The organism is Pseudoalteromonas sp. J2K-J599 (assembly GCF_059295115.2).
On sequence record NZ_CM200271.1, the window covers coordinates 1,747,846 to 1,769,827 of the forward strand.

19 protein-coding genes are annotated in these 21,982 nt (G+C 38.8%); 14 read left to right on the forward strand and 5 right to left on the reverse strand.

Annotation, left to right across the window (positions count from 1 at the left end):
• The first annotated feature begins 136 nt into the window (after nucleotides 1–136).
• The 9 genes from serC (at nucleotide 137) to AC5NT5_RS07955 (ending at nucleotide 8,090) form a co-directional block, all read left to right on the forward strand.
• Nucleotides 137–1,219 carry a 3-phosphoserine/phosphohydroxythreonine transaminase gene (serC, locus tag AC5NT5_RS07915; RefSeq protein ID WP_494513104.1) on the forward strand — a complete coding sequence of 361 codons (1,083 nt, stop codon included), beginning with the start codon at nucleotides 137–139 and terminating at the stop codon, nucleotides 1,217–1,219.
• Nucleotides 1,219–2,496, forward strand: a complete 1,278-nt coding sequence (aroA, locus tag AC5NT5_RS07920) for a 3-phosphoshikimate 1-carboxyvinyltransferase (protein ID WP_182672604.1) — start codon at nucleotides 1,219–1,221, stop codon at nucleotides 2,494–2,496. Before serC ends, aroA begins: the two co-directional genes overlap by 1 nt.
• A 106-nt stretch (nucleotides 2,497–2,602) precedes the next feature.
• Nucleotides 2,603–3,313 (forward strand): (d)CMP kinase, encoded by a 711-nt coding sequence (gene cmk, locus AC5NT5_RS07925; protein ID WP_494513103.1) that lies wholly within the window; start codon nucleotides 2,603–2,605, stop codon nucleotides 3,311–3,313.
• A 95-nt stretch (nucleotides 3,314–3,408) separates the two neighbouring features.
• On the forward strand, nucleotides 3,409–5,076 hold the full coding sequence (gene rpsA, locus AC5NT5_RS07930) for a 30S ribosomal protein S1 (RefSeq protein ID WP_002961176.1): 1,668 nt from the start codon (nucleotides 3,409–3,411) through the stop codon (nucleotides 5,074–5,076).
• 67 nt (nucleotides 5,077–5,143) lie between these two features.
• The gene (ihfB, locus tag AC5NT5_RS07935; protein ID WP_002961178.1) at nucleotides 5,144–5,431 is read left to right on the forward strand and encodes an integration host factor subunit beta; all 288 of its coding nucleotides are present in this window, start codon (nucleotides 5,144–5,146) and stop codon (nucleotides 5,429–5,431) included.
• Nucleotides 5,432–5,452: 21 nt separating this feature from the next.
• Nucleotides 5,453–5,734, forward strand: coding sequence for a lipopolysaccharide assembly protein LapA domain-containing protein (locus AC5NT5_RS07940; protein WP_039489780.1), 282 nt, complete (start codon nucleotides 5,453–5,455; stop codon nucleotides 5,732–5,734).
• Nucleotides 5,735–5,736: 2 nt separating this feature from the next.
• Nucleotides 5,737–6,873 (forward strand): lipopolysaccharide assembly protein LapB, encoded by a 1,137-nt coding sequence (gene lapB / locus AC5NT5_RS07945; protein WP_494513102.1) that lies wholly within the window; start codon nucleotides 5,737–5,739, stop codon nucleotides 6,871–6,873.
• Nucleotides 6,874–6,917: 44 nt separating this feature from the next.
• Nucleotides 6,918–7,622, forward strand: coding sequence for an orotidine-5'-phosphate decarboxylase (gene pyrF / locus AC5NT5_RS07950; RefSeq protein ID WP_002961184.1), 705 nt, complete (start codon nucleotides 6,918–6,920; stop codon nucleotides 7,620–7,622).
• Between the two features lie 93 nt (nucleotides 7,623–7,715).
• On the forward strand, nucleotides 7,716–8,090 hold the full coding sequence (locus AC5NT5_RS07955; RefSeq protein ID WP_039489775.1) for a hypothetical protein: 375 nt from the start codon (nucleotides 7,716–7,718) through the stop codon (nucleotides 8,088–8,090).
• Nucleotides 8,091–8,129: 39 nt separating this feature from the next.
• Here AC5NT5_RS07955 and AC5NT5_RS07960 read toward each other — a convergent pair whose 3' ends face one another.
• Both AC5NT5_RS07960 and AC5NT5_RS07965 read right to left on the reverse strand, forming a co-directional pair.
• Nucleotides 8,130–8,963 (reverse strand): CvfB family protein, encoded by an 834-nt coding sequence (locus AC5NT5_RS07960; protein ID WP_494513101.1) that lies wholly within the window; start codon nucleotides 8,961–8,963, stop codon nucleotides 8,130–8,132.
• 2 nt (nucleotides 8,964–8,965) lie between these two features.
• Nucleotides 8,966–10,294, reverse strand: coding sequence for a DEAD/DEAH box helicase (locus tag AC5NT5_RS07965; RefSeq protein WP_494513100.1), 1,329 nt, complete (start codon nucleotides 10,292–10,294; stop codon nucleotides 8,966–8,968).
• Nucleotides 10,295–10,502: 208 nt separating this feature from the next.
• On the opposite strand from AC5NT5_RS07965, the gene trhO reads away from it, so the two are divergent.
• From trhO to AC5NT5_RS07980, 3 genes are all read left to right on the forward strand, one after another.
• On the forward strand, nucleotides 10,503–11,510 hold the full coding sequence (gene trhO, locus AC5NT5_RS07970; RefSeq protein ID WP_002961191.1) for an oxygen-dependent tRNA uridine(34) hydroxylase TrhO: 1,008 nt from the start codon (nucleotides 10,503–10,505) through the stop codon (nucleotides 11,508–11,510).
• 148 nt (nucleotides 11,511–11,658) lie between these two features.
• The gene (locus AC5NT5_RS07975; protein WP_494513099.1) at nucleotides 11,659–13,554 is read left to right on the forward strand and encodes a DUF294 nucleotidyltransferase-like domain-containing protein; all 1,896 of its coding nucleotides are present in this window, start codon (nucleotides 11,659–11,661) and stop codon (nucleotides 13,552–13,554) included.
• A gap of 3 nt (nucleotides 13,555–13,557) precedes the next feature.
• A complete protein-coding gene (locus tag AC5NT5_RS07980) occupies nucleotides 13,558–14,268 on the forward strand; it encodes a 3'-5' exonuclease (protein ID WP_182693286.1) in 711 nt (236 codons plus the stop codon).
• 80 nt (nucleotides 14,269–14,348) lie between these two features.
• On the opposite strand, the gene AC5NT5_RS07985 is transcribed toward AC5NT5_RS07980, so the two are convergent.
• On the reverse strand, nucleotides 14,349–15,929 hold the full coding sequence (locus AC5NT5_RS07985) for a BCCT family transporter (protein WP_002961195.1): 1,581 nt from the start codon (nucleotides 15,927–15,929) through the stop codon (nucleotides 14,349–14,351).
• Between the two features lie 892 nt (nucleotides 15,930–16,821).
• Between AC5NT5_RS07985 and egtB the strand changes: the two genes are divergently transcribed.
• Together egtB and egtD are read left to right on the forward strand one after the other, a co-directional pair.
• Complete coding sequence (gene egtB, locus AC5NT5_RS07990) at nucleotides 16,822–18,093, forward strand: ergothioneine biosynthesis protein EgtB (RefSeq protein ID WP_494513098.1); 1,272 nt, start codon at nucleotides 16,822–16,824, stop codon at nucleotides 18,091–18,093.
• Nucleotides 18,090–19,064: an L-histidine N(alpha)-methyltransferase gene (gene egtD / locus AC5NT5_RS07995; protein WP_494513097.1), complete on the forward strand. Its 975-nt coding sequence runs from the start codon at nucleotides 18,090–18,092 to the stop codon at nucleotides 19,062–19,064. Before egtB ends, egtD begins: the two co-directional genes overlap by 4 nt.
• Nucleotides 19,065–19,346: 282 nt before the next feature.
• Here the strand turns inward: egtD and AC5NT5_RS08000 are convergent, their stop codons facing one another.
• Both AC5NT5_RS08000 and asnB read right to left on the reverse strand, forming a co-directional pair.
• Nucleotides 19,347–20,222, reverse strand: a complete 876-nt coding sequence (locus tag AC5NT5_RS08000; RefSeq protein ID WP_494513096.1) for a PhzF family phenazine biosynthesis protein — start codon at nucleotides 20,220–20,222, stop codon at nucleotides 19,347–19,349.
• Entirely contained in the window at nucleotides 20,206–21,879 is a 1,674-nt protein-coding gene (gene asnB, locus AC5NT5_RS08005) for an asparagine synthase B (RefSeq protein WP_494513095.1), read from the reverse strand. Before asnB ends, AC5NT5_RS08000 begins: the two co-directional genes overlap by 17 nt.
• Nucleotides 21,880–21,982: the final 103 nt, after the last annotated feature.

Consider the following 21,982-nt stretch of genomic DNA (forward strand, 5'->3'; position numbering starts at 1 on the left):
GGCCGCTTTTTTTAATGTTGTTGAAAAAAATTAATAGGGTGTGAAGTTATATTCATTCACTAAAACTCAAAGGTTTAGTGGGTGGGTATTGAGCATTCATGCTTAGTAGTTAAATTACTGGAATGAGGCAAAGGTAATGAGTAAATATAATTTTTGTGCGGGGCCAGCTATGCTTCCGCAAGCGGTTATGAAAAAAGCACAAAAAGAGTTTCTAGATTGGCAAGATTTAGGTGTGTCTGTGATGGAAATAAGCCATCGTAGCAAAGAGTTTTTAGCCCTTACAGCTAAATGTGAAGCCAGCCTTCGTCGCCTAATGAATATCAGTGATGAATTTGAAGTGCTGTTTATGCATGGTGGTGGTCGTGGTCAGTTTAGTGCTGTGCCATTAAATTTACACCAAGAAGGCAAAGCTGCGGTTTATTGCGAAAACGGCGTGTGGTCAAAAAGTGCAACAGACGAGGCCAACAAGTTTACTCAAGCAACCTCTATTGATGTGCGTAATGATGCCAATGGCGAGTTTTCTATTAAACAGGTTGCTGATTGGGTGTTACCAGAAGATGCATCTTACATTCACTATTGCCCTAACGAAACGGTTGACGGCTTAGAAATTTTTGATGTACCAAGCCACCCAACTGCACCGATCGTTGCTGATATGTCGTCAACTATTTTATCACGCGAAATAGACGTTAATAAATTTGATTTAATTTACGCTGGTGCGCAAAAAAATATCGGCCCGTCGGGCATATCAATCGTTATTGTTCGTAAAACATTACTTGAGCGTGAAGGCTTACCTAAGCCAGGCATTTTAGATTACGCATTAGAAGCAAAACAAGGCAGCATGTTTAACACGCCTCCTACATTTGCTTGGTATTTAGCTGCTGAAGTATTTCAATGGCTTGAAAGTAATGGTGGCGTAAAAGCGATGGAAGTTCAAAATATTGCTAAAGCGCAGCTACTTTATGACTTTATTGATGAATCGAGCTTTTATACCAATAAAGTAGCTAAACATTGCCGTTCACGTATGAATGTTCCGTTTTGGCTTAATGATGAAAGCTTAAATGATAAGTTTGTTGCTCAGTCTAAAGATGCAGGGTTACTTGCTCTTGAAGGCCACAGAATTGTGGGCGGTATGCGCGCAAGTATTTATAACGCAATGCCTATTGAAGGTGTTCAAGCACTTGTAGACTTTATGGCTGCTTTTGCAAAGGAGTACAGCTAATGGAGCAGCTTCGTTTAGAACCTATTTCTAGAGTAAATGGCACAGTAACCCTACCAGGTTCAAAGAGTCTATCGAACAGAATTTTATTATTAGCAGCACTTGCAAGCGGTACTACCGTTGTAGAAAACTTACTTGATAGTGACGATATACGCCATATGCTGGGCGCCTTAAAGTTATTAGGTGTAAATGTAACTTTAAATGATGACCGCACTGTAGCCACCGTAGAGGGTGTTAGTGGTGTGTTTAATACACCGACTGAGCCATTGTTTTTAGGTAATGCGGGTACTGCTTATAGACCTTTAACGGCAGTACTTGCTGGCGTTGCTGGTGAATACGAGCTAATAGGCGAGCCACGTATGGAAGAGCGCCCGATAGGGCACTTGGTTGACGCGCTGCAAGCATTGGGTGGTGATGTTACGTATACAAAGCACAAAGACTACCCACCACTTAAAATTGTCGGTGGCCAAATAAAAGGCGGTGAGGTTGAAATTGACGGCAGTATTTCAAGTCAATTTTTAACCGCTCTATTAATGGCAGCGCCATTATTTAACGGTGATACAACAATAACTATTAAAGGTACTTTAGTCTCTAAACCTTATATTGATATTACACTTGATGTAATGGCACGTTTTGGAGTTAATGTTGAGCACAGTGATTATGCAACTTTTAAAGTTAAAGGTGGTCAACAGTATCAATCATTAGATCGCATAATGGTTGAAGGCGATGCATCTTCTGCCTCTTACTTTGTTGCTGCGGCTGCAATTGCAGGCGGTGAGATTGAAATTAAGGGCGTGGGTGCCAAATCGGTGCAAGGTGATATAGGCTTTGCCAAAGTAATGGAGCAAGTAGGCGCAAAAATTGATTGGTATGATGAGCGTTTAGTTGTTCGCAAAGGCGAACTAAAAGGTGTGGATATTGACGCCAATGCAATTCCTGATGCAGCTATGACTCTTGCAACTGTTGCTCTTTTTGCCAAAGGCCCAACAGCCATTCGTAACATTTATAACTGGCGAGTAAAAGAGACAGACCGTTTATATGCAATGGCAACTGAGCTTCGTAAAGTAGGCGCACAGGTTGTAGAAGGTGAAGATTTTATAGAGATCACCCCACCTGAAACATTTAATGATGTTGCTGTTGATACTTACGACGATCACCGTATAGCCATGTGTTTTGCAATGGTTGCCGTTGGTGGAAAGCCAATAACAATTAATGATCCAAAGTGTACCTATAAAACATTTCCTACATTTTTCAATGTTTTAGCGTCAGTCAGTGAATAAGCTAATTAGAAGTAATTACAAAAGTTACACACTAATAGCAGATATATTTTAATAACTGACGTATAATGTCGCGGTTTATTTAGGTGTGCATTGCAGGAGGTTTTAAATGCAGGCGTTATTAATGCCCGTGATCACCGTTGATGGCCCAAGTGGTTCAGGTAAAGGAACTGTTTGTCGCTTGTTAGCCGACAAGTTAGGGTGGGATGTATTAGATAGCGGTGCGATTTATCGTGTTTTATCTTTAGCTGCACTTCATCACCAAATTGCATTAGACAATGAAGAAGGGCTTGTCCCGCTTGCTGCAAATTTAGATGTGCAGTTTTTGGTAGATAGCCAAACTAATGCAGGAAAAGTTATTTTAGAAGGCGAAGATGTAACCACTACTATTCGTAATGAAGAAGTAGGCGCTGCGGCTTCAAAAGTTGCAGCATTACCTCGCGTTCGTGAAGCGTTATTACGTCGCCAGCGTGCATTTCGCACTGAAAATGGCTTAATTGCCGATGGCCGTGATATGGGCACTGTGGTTTTTCAAGATGCGCCGTTAAAAATATATTTAACAGCCAGTGCACAAGAGCGTGCTCGTAGACGCTTTGTTGAGTTGAATACGCGCGGCCTTGGTGTTACACTAAGTGGTCTATTACAGGACATTCAAGCTCGTGACGAGCGCGATATGAATCGCACCGTTGCTCCGCTTGTACCTGCAGAGGATGCTATTGAGATCGATACTAGCGATCTTAATGCACAGCAAGTGTTTGATAAGGTAATAACTTTATTGGATATTGCTATCTCTGAAGGTAAGCTTCCTAAACGAAGCTAAACACATTTTATGCGCCAGCAGGATGCCAGTGCTATTTTAACAACCCCATGCAGCATGGTTGCTTATTGGTATTAATATATGAGACGTATATTCGTATGTCAGAAAATTTTGCGCAGTTATTTGAAGAAAGCTTAAAGGGTTTTGAAGCAGAGCAAGGCTCTATCGTTAAAGGTACAGTAATCTCTATCGAGAATAACATTGTACTTGTAGATGCTGGTCTTAAATCAGAAAGTGCTATCCCTGCAGAGCAGTTCAAAAATGCTGCTGGTGAACTAGAAGTTGCTGTAGGCGACGAAGTAGATGTTGCACTAGATGCAATTGAAGACGGTTTCGGTGAAACTATCCTTTCTCGTGAGAAAGCTAAGCGTCACGAAGCATGGATCCGTCTTGAGAAAGCATGTGAAGAGCAAGAGACTGTTACTGGTGTTATCAACGGTAAAGTTAAAGGCGGTTTCACAGTTGAAGTTGATTCAATCCGTGCTTTCCTACCTGGTTCACTTGTTGATGTTCGTCCGGTACGTGACACAACTCACCTTGAAGGCAAAGAGCTTGAATTTAAAGTAATCAAGCTTGACCAAAAACGTAACAACGTTGTTGTTTCACGTCGTGCAGTTATCGAATCTGAAAACTCACAAGAACGTGAAGAGCTTCTTGCTAACCTTGTTGAAGGCCAAGAAGTTAAAGGTATCGTTAAGAACCTTACTGACTACGGTGCATTCGTTGACCTTGGTGGTGTTGATGGTCTACTACACATTACTGATATGGCTTGGAAGCGTGTTAAGCACCCTTCAGAAATCGTTAATGTTGGCGACGAAATCGCAGTTAAAGTTCTAAAATTCGACAAAGATAAAACTCGTGTTTCTCTAGGCCTTAAACAGCTTGGTGAAGATCCATGGGCAGCTATCGCTGGTCGTTACCCAGAAGGTTCTAAACTTTCTGGTCGTGTTACTAACCTTACAGATTACGGCTGTTTCGTGGAAATCGAAGAAGGCGTTGAAGGTTTAGTACACGTTTCTGAAATGGATTGGACTAACAAGAACATCCATCCTTCAAAAGTTGTAAGCCTTGGCGACACTGTTGAAGTTATGGTTTTAGAAATTGACGAAGAACGTCGTCGTATTTCTCTTGGTCTTAAGCAATGTATTGCTAATCCTTGGCAGGAATTTGCTCGTCTACAAAACAAAGGCGATCAAGTTACTGGTAAGATCAAATCAATCACTGACTTCGGTATCTTTATCGGTCTTGACGGTGGTATTGACGGTCTTGTACACCTTTCAGACATTTCTTGGAATACACCTGGCGAAGAAGCTGTACGTGAATTCAAGAAAGGCGACGAAATCACTGCTATCGTATTGCAAGTTGACCCAGAGCGTGAACGTATCTCTCTAGGTGTTAAGCAAATCGAAGCTGACCCATTCAATAACTACCTTGATGCAAACAAAAAAGGTGCTATTGTTAAAGGTAAAGTGACTGAAGTTGATGCGAAAGGCGCAACTGTTGAACTTATCGAAGGCGTTGAAGGTTACATCCGTGTAGCTGATATCGCTCAAGAGCGCGTTGAAGATGCAACTACTGTTGTTTCTGTAGGCGACGAGATTGAAGTTAAATACGTTGGTGTTGATCGTAAGAACCGCACTTTAAGCTTATCTGTAAAAGCTCTTTTCGAAGCAGAAGAGAAAGAAGTACTAGAGAAGCTTAAGAAAGAAGAGCCAGTGTTTGAAAACGCAATGGCAGCTGCTTTCGCAAATGCACAAAAAGACTAATATATAATTAGTTTTTAGTTGGAAGGGCATTTTTTGCCCTTCCTATATCTCTTTTTAAGGAAACGCTATGACTAAGTCAGAATTGATAGAAATACTTGCGGAACAACACGCACACGTTCCAGTGAAAGATGTTGAGAATGCTGTAAAAGAAATTCTTGAACAAATGGCCGGCTCATTATCTACTTCAGATCGTATTGAGATCAGAGGTTTTGGTAGTTTCTCTTTGCATTTCCGCGCTCCTCGCACAGGTCGTAATCCTAAGACTGGTGATACAGTTGAGCTTGAAGGAAAGCATGTACCTCATTTTAAACCAGGCAAAGAATTACGCGACCGCGTGAATGAAAGCATTGCCTAGTTAACTTAGTGGAGTAGTTACTTGTTCAAGGTATTAAAAATTATTCTGGTTGCACTATGCCTTATCAGTGCATTTGTATTAGGGTCACAAAACCCACAGTTAGTACAAGTAAATTACATTATAGCCAGTAATACACTACCTTTAGCTGTAATAATAAGTATCTGCTTTTTATTAGGTGTTTTGATTGGTTGTTTTATTAGCTTTAAATTGTTTTCGCAATTAAAGTGGCAAAACTACCGCTTAAAAAAGCAATTAGCGCCTGAAAAAGATAAAAAAAAGCTTGCCGCGAATAAAGACACCTAACTATGATTGAGCTTTTGTTTTTACTATTACCTGTTGCTGCTGGTTACGGTTGGATTATGGGTAAAAACAGTGCTAAAAACCAAGCTCATCAACTTAATCGTCAGATCACTTCTGAATATAGCAAAGGCTTAAAATTTCTACTCGATAGAGAAGAAGATCAAGGCTTAGAGCATTTAATCAACTTACTTGAAGTTTCAGCCGACTCTGTTGAACACTATTCTACACTTGCCACCATGTTTCGCCGTAGAGGTGAATTAGACCGCGCAATAAAAATTCACGAACTTCTATTAAAACACCCAAGCTTAAATGAACAACAAGCTGCAACTAGCCGTTTAGAACTAGCCGAAGATTATATAATGGCCGGACTACTAGATAGTGCGGAAGAGCACTTAGTTTGGTTAGTTAAAGCAGGGCATGTAGAAGCGCTGGACCCTATTATCACTTTATATTCGCAAACCCGTGAGTGGGAAAAAGGCATCAACATGTTTGAAGCCCATAGCGAACTATTTTCAAAAGAACAGCAATTTAAAGCAATTGCTAATTTTTATTGTGAGTCAGCTTTAAGTGACAATACATCCCAATTAATGAGAAAAGCGATTAGCTTAAATTATAAAGCCGTGCGTCCGCTTTACGAGTTAGGGTTAGTTGCTTACGCAAAAGAAGATTACGTTAAAGCTATTTATTACTGGCGTGAACTTGTCTCTCAATTTACCTTGTTTGCTCCGTTGTTTATTGATGAGCTGGCACACAGTTATAAACAATTGAATTTGACGCATCAATTTCACGAGTTAGTCAGTGACTTGTTAGAGAAGGGCGGTGTATTAATTAAAATAAAGCATTGCCAAGCATTACTTGAGCAAGGTCACACCAAGCAAGCCTTTGAATTTTTAACTGATAGCTTAAAACGTCAACCTACTATTCGTGGTTTTAGTTTTTTACTGCAATTAATGGGTGACCAAAATAAAAATACTAAAGAAGTACTTAACGAAATTGATAAGCTTGTAACCTCTTATATTGCTACAAAACCAGATTTCCAATGCCAGCATTGTGGTTTTACAAGCTACACCATATATTGGAACTGCCCTTCTTGTAAGCATTGGGAAACCATTGTTCCAAGTCGAGGCTTAGACGGATTTTAATAACCCCATAATTAATAACTTTACTGCCATTCACTAGGATAGTTATGTCTTTCGAACACTCAAAAAAAATTCTTATTGCATTAGATTACGATGATCAAGAAGTTGCTTTAAACTTTGTTAAACAACTTTCTCCTGATACTTGCCGTCTCAAGGTCGGCAAAGAAATGTTTACCTATTTTGGACCTGCATTTGTTAAAGAGTTAATTGATTTAGGTTTTGATGTTTTCTTAGATTTAAAGTTTCATGATATTCCTAATACAGTAGCTAAAGCGGTTACTGCAGCTGCTAAAATGGGGGTGTGGATGGTAAACGTTCATGCTTCTGGTGGCTTTGAAATGATGAGCAAAGCTAAATCGGCTCTAGAGCAATTTGGTGACAAAGCCCCATTACTTATAGCTGTGACTGTATTAACAAGTATGGATGAAACAGAACTTAAGCGTTTAGGTGTTGATAAATCAGCTCAAGAGCAAGTTATCTATTTAGCTAAGCTTGCAAAGGAAGCTGGGCTTGATGGTGTCGTGTGCTCTGCACAAGAAGCAAAAGCTTTAAAAACAGAGTTAGGTGATAGCTTTAAGCTTGTTACGCCTGGTATACGCCCTGAAGGGAGTGATGCGGGTGATCAAAAGCGTATAATGACTCCTAAGCAAGCTATAGATTCAGGAAGTGACTATTTAGTTATAGGCAGACCGATTACTCAAGCAGATAATCCTGTAAAAGTGCTTAGTGATGTTAATAACTCTATAGCTTAATTTAACAATAAGCAGTCATATAGTGCTAAAACCCCTTACCTTATGTGAGTTTTATGTTACATTAATAAAATCAAAATGTAGTAGGGGTTTGTTTTGAAGTTATTTTTTGGTTCTATAATAATTGTTATTGCGGGTTTTTCAGTAAATAAGTACGTTTTTTCTAATAAAGCATACGATGGTGTAACAACCGTTACAGATATAATTCCAACGTACCCAGTCGATATGTTTGATTTTAAAAAAACAATGCAAGATTATGCTCATCATCTGTGTTACAAAAATGAAGATACACTCATATCTCAGCATGTAAGCGTTAGTGAATGTATATCAAAGCTTGATGATAAAAAAACAGAATGTGAAAAAAAGGTTTTTCGTTTGGCACCGCTCAATCTTGAGTCGGAAGTTGAAGTGCTTGATTATTCAAGGCAATATACGCAATGTACATTGCCTTATAAATATATTTTAGGTTAATTACAAACAGGTAATATTAGTAATTACAGCCAATTATAATTAAGATCTTAAGCGAATGGATTTCGCTTCAATATCTATTAACTCTTGTTTAAATAAGCCACCAATTGCTTTTTTATAATTAGCCTTACTTGTAGAAAACATCTTCTTTATTGCTTCAGGATCAGACTTATCACCAAGTGGAATAACACCGCCTTCGTTTTTAAGCTTTTGCATAATAGTTTCACCAAGGTCACTTACTTTTCCCATACCTGGCTTTTCTAGTACAACGTCAATTTTTCCGTCGTCACGTACTTTTTGAATATAGCCTTTAAGCTTTTGACCCACAAATAAGCTTTTAAATACCATATTGTAAAAAACAACACCGAAGTGCGACTCTTCAATTAATACTTTGTAGCCAATATCTGTTTTGCCAGCAACAATTAAATCCACTTCTTGTAAGTGAGTATATTGCGGATCATCTTTTGATAGGAAACGATTAAAGTTGTTTGAGGCACAAATACGTTGGCTTGCATTATCAAGATACAGGCGTACTAAATAAGAATGGCCTTCTTGCATGCGTGGCTTTTGTTCATTAAAAGGTGCAAGCACATCTTTCTCAAGCCCCCAATCTAAAAATGCCCCAATACTATTTATTTCTTTAACGCGTAGTAGGGCATACTCGCCTACTTGAGCATGTGGTTTCTTTATTGTTGCTGTGGCTAAATTAGCATTGTCTAAAAAGATAAATACACTAATACTATCGCCCGCTTCAAGCTCATGTTTTATTTCTTGTTTTGGTAAAAATACTTCACCTAAATCATGGCCGTCTAAGTAAGCACCTTCGTTACTCACTTCTTTTACAAATAATGTTTGTGTGGTTCCTAGGTAACTCATAATTATTCCTGCTCAGGCTTTTTTTTACGGCGCATTGGTGTATCGCCATCAATGTTCATCGGTGCTTTAATTGGTGCTGTAGGCTTTTTAGGTTTAGCTTTGCGCTTAAATGCAGGCTTTTTAACAGCGGCGGCTTTTTCTTTAGATTTGTCCCACGCTGCCTCAGGTTTTTTCTCTTTTAAACCTTTAAACTTAGCTTTTAGGCTCTCTACGCTCGCAAATTTTAATTCGTCATTTAAAAATGCTTTAATAGCTAAATAACTTGCCCAATCTTTTGGGCCAACTAATGAAATTGCATTTCCTTTAAAGCCAGCACGTCCTGTACGACCTATGCGGTGTACATACTCTTCAGCGTGTTTTGGTAAATCAAAGTTAATAACGTGCGTTACGCTTAATAAATCTAAACCACGAGATGCAACGTCGGTGGTGATCAATATTTTAAAGTTTTCGCGACTAAACGAATCCATGATATCTAAACGTTTGTTTTGCGTTAAATCACCAGCAAGCGCTACAGATTTGAAGCCTTTAGCATTAAGGGCTTCACTCAAACGGCTCGTGTCAGAACGCGTTGCTGTGAAGATAATACATTGACCAACATCATCTTGGTTTAAAAAATGCTCTAATAACGCTTCTTTATGATCAAGGTGATCGGCAAGGTATAACGTTTGTTTAATATCACTATGCTGCTCATTTGCTGCACTTAGCGTAATTTGCTTTGGTTTTTTTAATAGGTTACGTGATAGTGCATCTACTTGTGCATGGTCAAGTGTTGCAGAAAACAATAACGTTTGGCGTAATCGGTGATTAGCTTGCTCGTTAATCATTTTCAACTGCTCGGTAAAGCCTAAATCTAAAATACGATCGGCTTCATCAAAAATAAGCAGTTCTAGTCCACTCAATTGTAATGAACGTTTTGTAATGTGATCAGCTAAACGCCCTGGTGTAGCAATTACGAATTGTGGGTCGTTTCTAAGAGCTTTTATTTGGTCATTAAAGTTTTCGCCACCAAGTATTTTTACGGCCTTAATGGCTGTGCCTGCAATTAATAAACGTAGCTGAGTAAATACTTGCGTAGCAAGCTCACGCGTAGGAGCAACAATAAGTACACGAGGATCGCGTTTGCTGAGTGCTTTTTGTTTCATAACCCTTTGTACAGCAGGTAATAAAAACGCCAAGGTTTTGCCCGACCCAGTTTTAGACTGAGCGAAAATGTCATGCCCTGCAAGTGCGGTAGGCACTGCATGCGCTTGAATATCGGTGGGCTGGGTGATCCCTTGATGTGCTAATTGTGTTTCAAGGCGTGTATCAATCCCAAGATCAGTAAACTGCAATGTGTGTTTCTCCAAAATGAGCAAATTAATTCTATAAATTTATTAGCGCATTATAGCTTACAGAGCTAGGTCGCTAACAGTAAAAACCAATCTATAGCGCTATTTTTTGCAATTAAACTAAAAAAGCGTAAAATACGCGCCCCATATGCGCCGGATTTACGATTCGGTAAACGCCAATATTGGCTAACAAGGCAAAATAGGAAATATAATGACTGTTGTTCATAAAGATAATGTAACGGGCGATCACTTTGTAGTATGTGCGCTGTATAAGTTTGTAGGTTTACCTGAATTTGAAGCTATCCGTAAGCCATTACTAGAAGTTATGGAAGCAAATGAAGTACGCGGTACTTTATTGCTCGCTGCCGAAGGTATAAACGGCACTGTTTCTGCAAAACGTGAAGGGATAGACAACTTATTAGCATGGCTAGATGAGCAACCAAATTTAAAAAACATCGTTACAAAAGAATCTTACGACGATGAATGTCCGTTTTACCGTACTAAAGTAAAACTAAAAAAAGAAATTGTAACGATGGGCGTTGAAGGCGTAGATCCGCTCAAAGTTGTGGGTAGCTATGTAAAGCCAAATGAGTGGAACGCACTTATATCTGACCCTGAAGTAATTTTAATTGATACACGTAATGATTACGAAATTGAAATTGGTACATTTCAAAATGCGGTCGATCCAAATACTAAAACCTTTCGCGAATTTCCACAGTGGGCAAAAGAAAACTTAGACCCTGAAAAACACAAAAAAGTGGCGATGTTTTGTACAGGTGGTATCCGCTGCGAAAAATCGACAGCCTACATGAAAGAGCAAGGTTTTGATGAAGTTTATCACCTTGAAGGCGGTATCTTAAAATACCTAGAAGAAGTGCCAAAAGAAGAAACCATGTGGGAAGGCGAGTGTTTTGTATTTGATAATCGCGTTGCGGTTGATCATGATCTACAAAAAGGCTCTTATGATCAATGCCACGCGTGTCGTATGCCAATTACAGAAGACGAAAAGTTAAAGCCTGAATACATGGAAGGCGTCTCTTGTCATCATTGTATTGAAGAAGTTACGGACGAACAACGCGCACGTTTTGCAGAGCGCCAAAAGCAAATAGAATTAGCGCAAGCGCGTGGTGAGGGCCATATTGGTAATGAAGCACAAGCTGTTTTACAGCAACGTAAAGAAGCTAAAAAAGCCCAAAAAGACGCTCAGCGCGGTAAATAAATTTATACAATAAGTATTACACTTAAAGAGTCTATTTAGGCTCTTTTTTTGTGCCTAAATTTGTACAGTAATTGTTTTCACACCCCGATGATAGTGTTAATCTGCAAAACAGATTTAGTCATTTTAATGCGCATACAGGAAGGGATTTATGCAAGCCGAACAAGTTGAAATCGCACAATTTTTAGCACAACATCCTCCTTTTGATGACTTATCTCAAAAAGCGCTTAATGAGCTAGCTCAACAAGTAGAAGTGGCTTATTTTAGAGCAAAAACAGATATCTTGAGTTTTGGACAAGACATTTCTGATTTGTATGTAATTAGAAGTGGCTCTGTAGAAATGTACCGCCGAAATGGCGAGCTGTATAATCGTTTGGCTACCGCTGGTATATTTGGTCAAATGGGTTTATTGATGAACCGTAAGGTACGTTTTCCTGCAACTGCTCTTGAAGATACGTTAGTATATTGCATAAATGTCGAGCTATTTAATCGTTACTGTGATGAGTTTGATGCGTTTGCTGATTACTTCGAAACAGACGGTAACGTGCGTTTGCATCAAGCTATTGTCGAACAAGCCGATGGCAATGACCTGACAACCGCGAAGGTAAAATCATTAATTCACAGAGATGTAGTCACCGTAGATGCAACCTCTACGATACAAGATATCGCTAAATTAATGACCGAAGAGGCGGTATCGTCAGTGTTGGTAACCGATGTAAATAAACCCATAAATGATGACCCAGAAGAAGATGATGGACAAGTAGTTGGTATAATAACCGATAGGGATTTACGCACTAAAGTAGTGGCTAAAGGGCTTGCCTTTAACACGCAAGCAAAAGACATTATGTCCACTAACTTAGTACTATTAGATGCTAATGACTATATTTTCGAAGCTGTATTGGCCATGCTTAGAGATAACTTACATCATTTGCCAGTAGTACAAAAAAGACGCCCAATAGGAGTTATCTCCCTCTCTGACATTTTGCGTTATGAATCCCAAAGCAGCTTATTACTTGTACGTGGCATACTGGCTCAACAAACAATAGAGGATTTGGCGCATTATGCACGCCAATTGCCCAATGTGTTTGTTCGTATGGTGAATGAAGATGCAAACTCACACATGGTTGGTACAGCCATGGCTGTTATAGGGCGTACATTTAAACAAAGACTACTTGTATTAGCAGAAGAAAAGTTTGGGCCACCTCCTGTGCCTTACTGTTTTATTGCTCTGGGCTCAATGGCTCGAGACGAGCAACTTATTGTAACCGATCAAGACAACGCGCTTATTTTAGATGACAGTTATGACGACGAAAAACATAACGCGTATTTTCAAAATATTGCCGATTTTGTGTGTGATGGTTTAGCGCAGTGTGGTTACACCTACTGTGATGGAGAAATTATGGCGTCGTTTAAAAAATGGCGTAAAACTCGCTCACAGTGGTTCGATCAATTTGCAGATTGGATCGCGCAGCCAAAACCACAAGCATTGCTTAATAGTTCTATATTTTTTGACTTAGACGGTGTGTGGGGTAAAACCAAGTGGGCCGACGAGCTTAAAATATTTATAGCAAAACAGAGTAAAGTAAATCGCGTATTTTTAGCTAATATGGCAGCAAATGCTAGAAATAGAACACCTCCACTAGGTTTCTTTAAAGGCTTTGTTATGGAGCATAATGGCCAACATAAGCGTTCAATGAACTTAAAGCGAAGAGGGACTGCACCTCTTTCTGATGTTATTCGCGTTCACGCATTGGCAATTGGTTCACGTAAACAAAATTCGTTTGAGCGACTAGAAGACATTATTGAAGCGAAACTTTTACCACAGGGTAAAGCGCAAGATTTACGTGATGCACTTGAGTATATTGCCATGATGCGAATTCGCCATCAAGCGTGGCAAATAGAGAAGGGCGAAGAGCCCGATAACGACTTAGATCCACATTTACTTTCTCCGTTCGAGCAACGAAACTTAAAAGAGGCATTCGCCATTTTAGAAAAAGCACAAAGCTATTTAAAATTTAGCTACACAGCAAACTCTGGTGTGAAGTAGCCTATGAATCCGCGTAATCATAAAGCAATTGATTGGCAAGCTAGGTATAACGAGCTTGCCAATAGCACCAAAAATAAACTCTTAAAACACTTTTATGCGGGTGCTTATAATCAAAACAAAGCTGCAATAAAAGACGTACCTTTTGTAGCAATGGATTTTGAAACAACAGGCTTAAATAGCCAAAACGACGATATAGTGAGTGTTGGTTTAGTGCCGTTCAATTTAGAGCGCATTTATTGTAAGCACAGTCGGCATTGGGTTGTGCAGCCTAGGCGCAACCTTCATGAAGAGTCTATTTTAATACATGGAATAACGCACTCTGAGGTGGACGACGCCCCCGACTTTAATCAAATTATAGAGCCTTTACTTGAAGCGCTCAGTGGTAAAGTTGTCGTGGTGCATTATGCCGCAATAGAACGTCACTTTTTAAATAATGCGTTATTGTTAAGGCTTAAAGAAGGTATTGAGTTTGCACTTGTTGATACAATGGAAATAGAAAAAAGAGCACTAAAAGCAAGGCAGGGTTTATTAGGGCGATTGTTTAACACAAAATTAGGTTCTCTTAGGCTAACAGATTGCCGTGCGCGTTATTCCCTACCAGCATATCAAAATCACAATGCGTTAACGGATGCACTTGCTACAGCAGAACTTTTACAAGCGCAACTGAGTTATCATTATCGTGTAGATACTCCAATCTCAGAGCTGTGGTTCTAGCTTTTAATGACCAAACAAAAAAACGCCGCAAAAATTGCGGCGTTTTCGTTACTAATTAAAAGTGTTACTTACTAAAAGTATTATTTAACTGGGCGAGGCTCAGTTCGTAAACCTAAAACTAAACTTAAACACATAAATAATAATACAATAGTAAATGGCAAGCCTGTGGAGACAGCGCCTGCTTGTAGTGCTTCAATTGCTTGTGTGCCACCAATCCAAAGTAAAGCAGCTGCAATTGCGCCCTCAACCGATGCCCAAAATATACGTTGTGGTACCGGTGCATCAATTTTACCGCCAGCTGTAATTGAATCAATTACTAATGAACCAGAGTCAGATGACGTAATGAAAAATACCAACACTAATAAAATTGCAATAAACGATAAAATATTAGATAAAGGTAATTCATCAAGCATTTGGAACATAGCTAAAGGTACATCAGTTAAACCATTAGTGCCTAACGCACCAACACCATTAACTACTTGATCAATCGCAATACCACCGTAAATAGACATCCATAAAACAGTAACTAGAGTAGGAATAAGTAAAACCGCAATTAAGAATTCACGAATTGTACGACCACGTGATACACGCGCGATAAACATACCTACAAACGGTGACCAGGAAATCCACCAAGCCCAGTAAAACACAGTCCAACCATGCATCCATGTTTCGTCTTCACGACCGTGAGGATTACTCAATGGAATAATATTTTCTACATAGCCCATCACGGTAGTGGGTACATTACCCATTGCTACAGCAAAGCCTACTAAACATACAAACAATAATAATGAAAACGCAATTAGCATATTTACATTACTTAGCAGTTTCACACCACCGTCAATACCACGAACCACAGAGACAATGGCTAAAAGTGTTACACCCGCAATAACTAGAATTTGAGAGCCAATGCCACCTTCTGTACCAAATACATGGTTAATACCTGCAGAAGCTTGTTGCGCACCTAAACCTAAAGATGTTGCAAGGCCAAATAACGTAGCAAGTACAGCTAAGATATCAATGATATGGCCAGGCCAACCCCAAGCTCTATCACCTAATATAGGGTAAAAAATAGAACGAATTGAAAGCGGTAAACCTTTGTTATAGGTAAAAAATGCAAGAGATAAACCAACAACAGCGTAAATAGCCCAAGGGTGAAGACCCCAATGAAACATAGTTGCGCCCATTGCTAATTTTGCAGCTTCTGGTGTATTAGCGGCTACATTAAGCGGTGTTTCGTACCAACCAGTAAAGTAAGCAACTGGTTCAGCAACGCCCCAAAACATAAGGCCTATACCCATACCCGCAGCAAATAACATAGCAAGCCATGAAACGCGAGAGTGAGAAGGTTTAGCGTCATCACCACCAAGGCGAATATTACCGTAAGGAGAAACAATAAGTGCTAAACAAAAGAGTACAAAGAAGTTAGCAGCCCACATAAATAGGGCATCAAAATTATTAATAATATCGGTCTTGATACTATCAAGCGCTGTTTTTGCAGTTTGTGGGTCGGTAACAAGTATGGCGATTAAAAAGATGACAATCAGGCCCGCACTAGTTCCAAAAACAGGGTTGTGAATATCAAACCCCCACTTTTGTACGTTGTCCTGACCTACGGTGTAATCCGTGTTGTCAATACTATATTTGTCATGATTTTCCTTCATGCAATACCTCTTTAGTTGTCCTAACAAGCCAAAATAAATTCGGCGTCATATCGAATTACATTAGTCTTTAAATATTAAGTAAAAAGTAATACCGTAATTATTTGAAGACTAACTAATTTGAAGCGTGATCATACAGCTAGTAGTGTATGAGTTAAATATTAAATGTAAATGAATTTGTATTTAAAACGCTGTTTATATGGCCAAATTCATGATTCTTTCATTTAAAAGCCCTAAATTTAAAAATTCAGTGAACGTTAAAATTTAGTTTGCTATTAAAAGTATTAATTTACTTGATTAAGTAAAAAAAGATCATTTTTAAGTAGCTTAATTAATGCTTAAATATTAGGACTTGTTAGTCTTTAAGGATTGAAATTTGTTAAGTCTAGTCGCGATTTAATCGCTCCTAGATTTATAGCTTAGCGGTTCGGTAACAGCTTATGCGTTATTTTTCATGCTTGCATGCACGTAAGAATAATCAAAGACAGGCTAGCAAAGAGCAAATTTCTCTTCAAGGCTATTATAAATTTATAAGCCGATAAGCATCTTTAATCAAGTTGTAATATGAATATGATTTAACACAACATTAGGGCATGTTGAATTTTGGCGATTGAATTTGCAGCAGTGTTTGGTTTTTAGGCAAGGCAGAGCCTATGTAGTGTGGTCATTCCCCATAAATAGGCGATAACGCAGCATAAATACCAAACATACACTGCCCTTTGGGTTCTTTCTAGGGACGATTAACTCTTTGTTACTCGGTTTTTACTTAGCCCACTAGGTTACAAACCTCGTGCCGCGATTTAATCGCCCCTAGATTGAACAAATTTCAATCCAAAAAGCTCAGCATGCCCTAAGCTATATTTTATAAATAGATAGGCAAAGGATTAATACTATTATGCGTGAAAGCGTTACAAACGATACCAATCAAAATGTACTTGTTAAACGCTTTTGCAGCGTTAGAGACGAAAGCCTAGCTATTATTGAGCCACTCACTGTAGAAGATTGCCAATTACAAGCTATGGCTGATGCCAGTCCTACTAAATGGCATTTAGCGCATACCACGTGGTTTTTTGAAACATTTTTACTTAGTGTTCATTGTAAACAGTACGCAGTGTTTAACCCTCACTATAAAATGCTTTTTAATTCTTACTACAATGGGATTGGAGAGCAATTTAAACGGGCAAACAGAGGAAGCTTATCTAGGCCAGGTTTAGACGAAGTGCTAGCTTACAGAGAACATGTAGATAGCCGCGTGATTGAATTACTTAAGACTGACGTTAACCCGCACATTAAAGATATTATTGAACTTGGGTTACACCACGAGCAACAGCATCAAGAACTAATGCTTATGGACATCAAATATAACTTTTCAGTAAATCCATTATTTCCTCAATATAAAACATCGCTTTTAAATAGCCAAAAAAAATCAGCTGATATTAAACCCCTTAATTTTATCAATTTTGAACAAGCCATTATTAATATTGGCACAAATGCCGACGATGAATTTTCATATGATAACGAGTGCCCCAAACACCAAGTACTAATTCATCCATTCAGTTTTGCTAATAGATTGGTCACTAATGGTGAATATTTAGACTTTATAAATGCCGGTGGATATAGCAATCCACAATATTGGTTAAGCGACGGTTGGGCGCATATTCAAAACACTCGTTTAACGCATCCATTATATTGGCATTACATAAATAACGAATGGTTTGAGTTTACACACTATGGATTGCAGCCTTTAAATTTAAGTGCTCCCATCAGCCATGTTAGTTATTTTGAGGCCAGCGCCTACGCTAATTTTGTAAAGGCTCGCTTGCCTACAGAGTTCGAGTGGGAATATGCAGCTAAAAATACACCTTCAACAGACACTAATAATAACTATCTAACACCACAACAAACAAAAGATGATACTGAAATAAACCAGTTAACGGATTCATGTTGGCAATGGACAAACAGTGCATATTTGCCATACCCCGGTTTTAAGCCTATTGAAGGAGTAGCAGGGGAATACAATGGTAAATTTATGAATAACCAAATGGTGTTACGGGGCGGGTGTGTGTTTACCCCTCAAGACCATTTACGACAAACATACCGAAATTTTTATTACCCACATCAAGCGTGGATGTGCAGCGGGATAAGACTAGCTAAGGATATAGTATGAGCCAAGTAACAGCGATTAAACAAAGTAACATAACCGACACTGAATTTTTAAACGACGTGATAAGCGGATTAACTCAACAACAAAAAACGCTTCCGTGTAAGTATTTTTACGATGATAAAGGTGCTGCATTATTCGAGCAAATAACATCCTTACAAGAGTATTATGTTACACGTACGGAGTTGTCTATTTTAGAGCAATACTCGCAGTCGATTGCTCAAATGCTACCTGAAAACCTCTCTATTATTGAGCCTGGGTGTGGTTCGGGTAAAAAGGTCGCGTATTTATTAGCGCACATGGCAAATGTAAAAACCTTCGTACCGTTTGAAATTTCTGAGGAAATGCTCAGTTATTCACTTGCACATTTGTTGCCATTATTCCCAGATTTGGCAATTTCGCCATTACTAGGAGACTTTACACATAGCCAAATGGTTAAACAGCTAACCAAAGACACTGCTTTAGATAGTCAAACCAATTTGGTGTATTTTCCAGGCTCTACTCTTGGTAATTTTGCCCCAGTTAAAGCTATAGAAATTATGAATAATTTCCATCGCTTATGTGGTGTAAACGGTTATGTATTAATTGGGATTGATTTAGTAAAAGAGCGCCAAGTGCTACTCAATGCATATAACGATAAAGCGGGAGTCACCGCCGCATTTAATAAAAATTTACTACAACGTATTAATAACGAGCTAAACGGGACATTTAATATAGATAACTTTAGCCACGAGTCACGCTTTAACGAGCAACATAGCCGCATTGAAATGCATTTAGTAAGTAACTGTAATCAAAGCGTGATTATAAATGATCAGCAAATAGACTTTATTGAAGGCGAAAGTATCCATACAGAAAACTCTCACAAGTACACGCTCGAATCGTTTAAGCAGCTTGCCGCGCAAGCTAATTTAAAGTTAGAGCAAACATGGCAAGACGATAGTAACTATTTTGCATTATGCTTATTACGACCGCTATAAACGTTTACTTAATATGTTTAGGGCGTGTTGATCTTTGATAGTTGAATTTGCAGCAATATGTTTGGTTTTAGGCAAGGCAGAGCCTATGAAGTGTGGTTATTCCACATCAATAGGCGATAACGCAGCATAAATGCCAAACATATGCTGCCCTTCGGGTACTGCCTAGGGGCGATAAACTATTTGTTGCTCGATTTTTACTTAGCCCACTAGGTTACAAACCTCGCGCCGCGATTTAATCGCCCCTAGATTGAACAAATTTCAATTCGCAAAGGTCAACACGCCCTAGTAAATGACAACTTTAGCATTGCTAAACTCATAGTTTAGCAATGCGCCATGATTTGATTGCTGTATAAGTTTAGCTTTATTTAAACCACGCAGTCTAAATAGAAGGGGGGCAATAATAGACACCGCAGAGCCCGTTGCACTGTCCTCATTTATTCCAAACTGGGGTGCAAAGTATCTAAAATGCGCTATAGCATTTTTTTTGTCTATATTTTTTATACTAAGCGCTATAACTGCATTTTTGTGGAGTTTACTCAACGCTTTAAAATCAACGTGTAAGCTTTTTAAATCGTCTTTTTCAGCGTCTTTACTAAACTCTTTACTAAATTCTTCATTAAATAACACAACCGTATAACCGTTATTTTCGCCAGTACTGTAGGCTACTTTTATTGCTAATGAAAACACACTTTGTAACTCACCTTTAGCTAATTCGCTTTTTTTAGGCTCTATACTTTTTAGTAACAACTGGGCGCGTTGTTTTTTTACTCTTATAGTAAAACGCTCATTACTCATTGATATAAATACTTCAGGGCAATAACCAAAATACTTTATTAAAAAATTAGCGGCCGCTAAAGTACCATGCCCACAGCGTTTAATTTCACTTGTTTGGTTAAACCAGCGAATATTACAATGGCGTTTAGTTATCTCATTTTGATTTAAAAATACGGTAGCAGGGTGATTTGATTGTGATGCAATATATTGCATTGTTTTTGATGTTAACCCAATTTTATAAATAACAATTAAAGCACTTGAGCCTTTTAAGTTATTTGCAGGGCTATAAAAAACAGATTCGGTGGAAGTGAGTTTTATACAGCGAAGCGTAAGCCATTTGGGCTTACGCTTCGTTAAACAAAGAGTGTTATCCTTTGCTTGCATACGCGTCGTTATGAACGCCCGCGGCACGACCTGATGGATCTGCATTGTTTTGGAACGATGCGTCCCATGCAAGTGCTTCAGGAGTCGAACACGCTACCGATTTACCATGTGGTACACATTTAGCTGATGCATCACCAGGAAAGTGCGATTCGAAAATAGTACGGTAGTAGTAAGCTTCTTTTGAATCTGGCGTATTAATAGGGTATTTAAATTTAGCATTTGCAAGCTCTTGATCGCTCACTTGCTCATTTACAAACTCTTTTAACGTATCAATCCAACTGTAACCAACACCGTCTGAAAATTGCTCTTTTTGGCGCCATAAAACTTCATCAGGCAAGTAGCCATCAAAACCTTCACGTAAAATGTGTTTTTCAATTTTGCCATCTTTACACATTTTGGCTTCAGGGTTGATACGCATAGCAACATCAACAAATTCTTTATCAAGGAACGGTACACGTGCTTCAACGCCCCATGCTGCCATTGATTTATTAGCACGTAAACAATCAAACATATGCAGTTTTGATACTTTACGGTTTAGCTCTTCATGAAACTCTTGTGCGTTAGGGGCTTTATGGAAGTATAAGTAACCACCAAATAGCTCATCAGCACCTTCGCCAGATAACACCATTTTAATGCCCATTGCTTTAATTTGGCGAGCCATTAAGTACATAGGTGTAGAGGCACGAATCGTTGTTACATCATACGTTTCAATGTGGTAAATCACTTCACGCAGAGCATCAATACCTTCTTGAATGGTAAAAATGATAGGGTGGTGAATAGTACCAATCATGTCAGCTACTTTTTGGGCAGCGGCTAAATCAGGTGAACCCTCAAGGCCTACTGAAAAAGAATGCAACTTAGGCCACCATGCATCGCTTTCATCGTTATCTTCAATACGTTTGGCAGCAAAACGCTGGGTAATAGCAGAGATAACCGATGAGTCCAAACCACCAGAAAGTAATACACCGTATGGTACATCACACATTAGCTGGCGTTTAACGGCCGCTTCTAATGCATCTTTAACGTCTTGCGCTTGTGCGCTGTTATCTTTAACTGCATCAAATGTTTCCCAATCACGCTTGTAATAAGGCGTCATTTTACCATCTTTGCTGTACAGGTAATGCCCTGGTGGAAATTCTTCAATATGCTTACAAATTGGAGAGAGTGCTTTTAGCTCTGAAGCAACGTAAAAGTTACCGTGCTCGTCGTGACCAGTGTAAAGCGGGATAATACCAATATGGTCACGGCCAATTAAGTAAGCGTCATTTTCTTCATCGTATAAACAAAATGCAAAAATGCCATTTAGATCATCTAGAAAGTCAGATCCTTTTTGTTTATAAAGCGCTAAAATAACTTCACAGTCTGATTGAGTTTGAAAAGTAAAATCAACATCTAGCTCTGCTGCAAGTTCTTTATGATTATAAATCTCGCCATTAACCGCTAAAATATTTGTTTTTTCAGGATTGTATAAAGGCTGTGCACCGCTTGATACACCAACAATAGCTAAACGCTCATGTACTAAAATAGCTTTTTCAGATGCATATACACCAGACCAATCTGGGCCACGGTGTCTAAGCAGCTTTGACATTTCAATTGCTTGGGTACGCAATTGAGCGGGATCAGATTTAATATCTAATACCCCAAAAATTGAACACATAGTAACTCCTCATTCCTATTATGTGTGCAGCAAAGCCAATTTGCTGTGCTGCGAAACCTTGTTTTATCAGAAAAAATTACTCAAGTCACATAGCTTTTATAAT